Genomic DNA, 4,355 nt, shown 5'->3' with positions numbered 1-4,355 from the left:
CCCGCTCCGCCAGCAGGCGGGCGTGGGCCCGGCCGATCCCCCGGCCCGCGCCGGTCACGACCGCGACACGTCCTTCGAAGCTGAACTCACTCATGCCTGACTCCTGTTGTACTGCGGATGCGGATGCGGACCGGTCCCGCCCGGGCGGGACCGGCTGGTGGTGCGGGGCACCGATGGCGGGCTACCAGGTCACCGGCAGCTCGCCGATACCGAAGGCGAGCGCGTCGGCCGGACGGAACGCGAGTTCGTCACGGTCGACGGCGAGGCGCAGGGTCGGGATACGCCGGTAGAGGGTGCCGTAGACGACCTGGAGCTCGATCCGGGCCAGCTGCTGGCCCAGGCACTGGTGGATGCCCCAGCCGAAGGCATGGTGGTGGTTCGCCTTGCGGGTGAGGTCGAGCTTCTCCGGCTCGGGGAACGCCTCCGGGTCCCAGTTGCCGGCGGGCAGCGGGACGACGATGCCGTCTCCGGCCTTGATCTGCGCGCCCTCGAACTCGAAGTCCTCGGCCGCGATGCGCCGCTGTCCGAAGGTCGCGACGGTCAGATAGCGAAGGATCTCGTCGACCGCGTTCGCGGCCTCCCGGGTGTCCTCGATCTCACGCAGCCGTGCGATCTGGTCGGGGTTCTCCAGCAGCAGCGCGGTGCCCAGCGTGATCATGTTGGCGCTGGTCTCGTGCCCGGCGATCAGCAGGATCATGGACAGCAGGGTGGCCTCGGGAAGGGTGAGATCGCCCTCCTTGATCCGCGCGGCGAAGTCCGAGAGCACGTCGTCGGCCGGCTCGTCCATCTTCTTCTGCAGCAGTCCGGCCAGGTAGCCGCCGAGCGCCCGGTTCGCCGCGTTCTGCTGCTCGGCCGTCTTGTCGCTGCGGGTGGCGAAGGAGGCGTGCTCCTGGAAGAAGTCGTGGTCCTCGTACGGCACACCGAGCAGCGCACAGATCATCAGCGAGGGCAGCGGCAGCGACAGCGCCGTCACCAGGTCCACAGGCTTGGGGCCGGCGAGCATCTTGTCGATGAGGTCGTCGGTGAACCGCTGGATGTCCGGCCGCAGGGCCTCCATCCGGGGGCGGGTGAACGGTCGGGTCATCATGCGGCGGATACGGGTGTGGTCGGCGCCGTCGGCGTTGAAGATCGTCAGCGGATGGTGGTGGGCGGTCTCCGCCATGGCCTTGTTCGGGTACGGGAATCCCGGCCGCTTGTCGTCCGAGCTCACCCGGGGATCGGACAGGATCGCGCGCTGCGCGGCGTGGCCTGTGACCAGCCACGGGGTGCTGCCGTCCCAGATCCGGGCTTTCGTCACGGGACCCTTCTCGTTCAGGGCGCGCAGTCCGGGCGGCGGGGCGAAAGGACACCTGGCGTCCCGGTCGTCCTGGTAGAAGTACGCCGACTCCTCGGGGGCGTGCCGGGTGTCTGCCTCGGCCATGGAAGTTCCTCCGGTGATGGGGTGAGGGGGAAGGGATGAGGTTCGGGGCGCTATTCCTCGATGCGGATGGCCAGGGCGGGGCACACCGCGGCGGCGTTGCGGACGTCCTCGGCCAGCTCCGCGGGCGGGTTCTCGTCGAGGAGGACGACGATGCCGTCGTCCTCGCGCTGGTCGAACACGTCCATGGCCGCGGCCACGCACTGTCCTGCGGCAACGCACTTCTCTTCGTCGACGACGACCTTCATGGATCTCTCCTGGTGGTTCATGGGCGGTGGCGGGGATGGTTCAGGGGGCGGCTACGGGACAGCCCTTGGGGCGTCGACGATCTCCTGCCGGCGCAGGCGGGCCTGCTTGGGCATGTTCCAGCCGAGGACGCCGGTGACCCGGCCCTCGCTGCGATACCGGGCGACGAAGCGTCGGGCGGCCAACTCTCCCTCTACGACGTCCACTTCGGCGTCCACGGGCAGGAAGCCGTGCACCTGGAGCTTGGCGTCGAACTGGTCGGTCCAGAAGTACGGCACCGGCACGTACGGCCGGTCGTCGCCGAGGATGCCGGCGGCGACCGCCATGGCCTGCTCGGTGGCGTTGGTCCGGTTCTCCAGCCGCAGGAGGCGGCCGAGGTGCTCGTGGTGCCAGCGGGCCACGTCGCCCACCGCGTAGATGCTCTCCCCGGCTCGGCAACGAGAGTCGCACACCACGCCGTTGTCGAGTTCGAGGCCGCTGTCCGCCAGCCACTCGGTGGCGGGGGCCGCGCCGATGGCGACGACCACGACGTCGGCGGGCAGCTCCTCGTCGGTGGTCAGCCGCACGCCGGTGACCCGCCCCGCCTCGGAGGTGAAGCCCGCGACTCCGGCGCCCAGCCGCAGTCGTACCCCGCGCTCGCTGTGCAGCTCGCCCAGCACGCCCGCGACCAGCGGGCCCACCTGGAGTGCCATCGGTGCCGCGAGCGGACCGGTGAGGGTGACGTCCAGGCCCAGGGTGCGGGCCGTGGCGGAGATCTCGGAGCCCAGGACGCCTTCGCCGACGACCACGACACGGGAGGCGCCGAGCAGCTCCTTGCGCAGCGCGAGGGAGTCGTCGAGGGTGCGCAGGACGTGTACCCCGGACAGGCCTTCCTGGCCGGGCAGGGTACGCGGCCGTACACCGGTGGCGATCACGATCGCGTCGGCCCGCAGCTCCCGCCCGGAGGCGGTCACCACCGTGCGGGTCGCCGTGTCCAGGGAGACCGCCGGGTCGCCGAGGACGAACTCGGCGTCCAGACCATCGAGCACGTCCTGCGTGCGCAGGGCGGCCCGTTCCGGTTCCCAGGCTCCGGAGAGCACCTGCTTGGACAGCGGCGGCCGGTCGTACGGTGCGTGCGGTTCATCGCCGAGCACCGTGATCCGGCCCTTGTAGCCTTTGCGGCGCAGTGCCTCCAGGGTGGTCAGTCCGGACGCGGAGGCGCCCACCACCAGGACGTGGCCGGGGGGCCTGACGTCGTCCTCGATGCTCATTCGTGGCTCCAGTGCAGCGTTGGTGCGGTGTTCTGTGCGGGACGGGCGGAGTGGTCAGTAGACGTAGCGCCCGCCGTTGACGCCGAACGTCTGGCCGGTCACGTAGCCCGCCTCCTCCGAGGCGAGATAGGCGACCGCGTGGGCCACGTCCTCGGGCGTGCCGGCCCGTTTCATCGGCATCGTGGCCGCTACCGCCTCGACGTCGACCGGTCCCTGGCGCACCAGCGGGGTGTCGATGAACCCGGGCGGGACATGGTTGACGGTGATCCCCTTGGCGATGTACTCCACCGCCAGCGCCCGGGTCAGCCCGATCACACCGCCCTTGGAGGACGCGTAGTGCGCCATGGCCGGCGCCCCGGTCTGCGCGGACGACGAGGAGATGTTGACGATCCGCCCCCAGCCCGCCTCGACCATGTCGGGGATCAGCTCCTGGGTGACCAGGAACGGGCCCTTGAGGTTGATCGCGATCATGCGGTCCCAGGAGGCCTCGCTGATGCTGGTGAAGGGCTCGTAGGCGGTGGTCCCCGCGTTGTTGACGAGGATCGTGACCGGTCCGAGCTCCTCGCGGGTGCGTGCCGCGGACCGGGCCACGGCCGCGGCGTCGGCCGCGTCCCCGGCGACCGCGACGGCCCTGCCGCCTGCCGCCTGGATCTCCGCTGCGGTCTTCTCGGCGCCCTCCGTGTTCAGGTCCCAGACCGCCACGGCGGCCCCCTTGGCGGCCAGCACGGTGGCGATCCCGCGCCCGATTCCCCGCGCGCCGCCTGTGACGACCGCGACCTTTCCCTGCAGTGACATGTGTGCTCCTCGTGTGCTGTGCTGTGGGGCGCACCGGCGGCTGACGCCCCGGCCCGGGCCTGGGTCAGCCCTTCAGCGCCTCTCGGGCGGCGGTGCGGGCGGCGACGGCCCGCGGGAATCCCGCGCAGCCGCTGGAGCGGTGGACGACCTCGGCGATCTCGTCCTCGGGGAACACGCCCTGCAGGGCGGCCCGCACGGCCTTCCAGCCCGCGGCCCGCAGATCGGCGGTTTCCTCGACGCCCTCGTCGGTCATGAGTTCGCTCCTGTTGCGCGCCTTCGCGTCCCTGAGCGAAAGTTAGACCAGACGGTCGGTACAATCAATCTCCGTGGTGAGATTTGCATCCATTGAATGAAGTCAGCCACTCCTCTACTCTCACCTCAATATTAGACTGACCGGTCGACACATGAATCAAGGCTCACGCGGGAGAGCACATGAGCGAAACGACGAAGACGAACCCGGCGGACCTGGACCTCGTGGACGTCCTGGTCATCGGCGCCGGTGTCACCGGCATCTACCAGCTGTACCGGGCCCGCGAGGAGGGCTTCTCGGTGCGCCTGCTGGAAGCCGGCCACGGAGTCGGCGGCACCTGGTACTGGAACCGCTACCCCGAAGCCCGCTTCGACTCCGAGAGCTACACCTACGGCTA

At 70.4% G+C, this 4,355-nt stretch carries 6 protein-coding genes; 1 reads left to right on the top strand and 5 read right to left on the bottom strand.

The window, feature by feature from the left end; genetic code table 11:
- Positions 1-181: 181 nt before the first annotated feature.
- From ABT057_RS48870 to ABT057_RS48850, 5 genes are all read right to left on the bottom strand, one after another.
- Entirely contained in the window at positions 182-1,420 is a 1,239-nt protein-coding gene (locus ABT057_RS48870; protein ID WP_352351854.1) for a cytochrome P450, read from the bottom strand.
- A 50-nt stretch (positions 1,421-1,470) separates the two neighbouring features.
- Complete coding sequence (locus ABT057_RS48865) at positions 1,471-1,665, bottom strand: ferredoxin (RefSeq protein ID WP_314225783.1); 195 nt, start codon at positions 1,663-1,665, stop codon at positions 1,471-1,473.
- Positions 1,666-1,716: 51 nt separating this feature from the next.
- Positions 1,717-2,913, bottom strand: coding sequence for an NAD(P)/FAD-dependent oxidoreductase (locus tag ABT057_RS48860; protein ID WP_352351852.1), 1,197 nt, complete (start codon positions 2,911-2,913; stop codon positions 1,717-1,719).
- Between the two features lie 54 nt (positions 2,914-2,967).
- Positions 2,968-3,708, bottom strand: coding sequence for an SDR family NAD(P)-dependent oxidoreductase (locus ABT057_RS48855; RefSeq protein WP_352351850.1), 741 nt, complete (start codon positions 3,706-3,708; stop codon positions 2,968-2,970).
- A gap of 64 nt (positions 3,709-3,772) precedes the next feature.
- On the bottom strand, positions 3,773-3,961 hold the full coding sequence (locus ABT057_RS48850; RefSeq protein WP_352351848.1) for a hypothetical protein: 189 nt from the start codon (positions 3,959-3,961) through the stop codon (positions 3,773-3,775).
- Positions 3,962-4,140: 179 nt separating this feature from the next.
- On the opposite strand from ABT057_RS48850, the gene ABT057_RS48845 reads away from it, so the two are divergent.
- Positions 4,141-4,355 (top strand): NAD(P)-binding protein (locus ABT057_RS48845; protein WP_352351846.1); only part of this gene is annotated, 215 nt, incomplete at its 3' end.

The organism is Streptomyces sp. NPDC002588 (genome assembly GCF_040295925.1).
In the GTDB taxonomy this organism is placed as follows: domain Bacteria; phylum Actinomycetota; class Actinomycetes; order Streptomycetales; family Streptomycetaceae; genus Streptomyces.
This window is presented reverse-complemented; position numbering and strand designations above follow the sequence as displayed.

What these genes read in the sequence shown, in the direction of transcription:
- ABT057_RS48870 (WP_352351854.1), bottom strand. Translation starts at nt 1,420, where the DNA reads ATGGCCGAGGCAGACACCCGGCACGCCCCCGAGGAGTCGGCGTACTTC.
- ABT057_RS48865 (WP_314225783.1), bottom strand. Translation starts at nt 1,665, where the DNA reads ATGAAGGTCGTCGTCGACGAAGAGAAGTGCGTTGCCGCAGGACAGTGC.
- ABT057_RS48860 (WP_352351852.1), bottom strand. Translation starts at nt 2,913, where the DNA reads ATGAGCATCGAGGACGACGTCAGGCCCCCCGGCCACGTCCTGGTGGTG.
- ABT057_RS48855 (WP_352351850.1), bottom strand. Translation starts at nt 3,708, where the DNA reads ATGTCACTGCAGGGAAAGGTCGCGGTCGTCACAGGCGGCGCGCGGGGA.
- ABT057_RS48850 (WP_352351848.1), bottom strand. Translation starts at nt 3,961, where the DNA reads ATGACCGACGAGGGCGTCGAGGAAACCGCCGATCTGCGGGCCGCGGGC.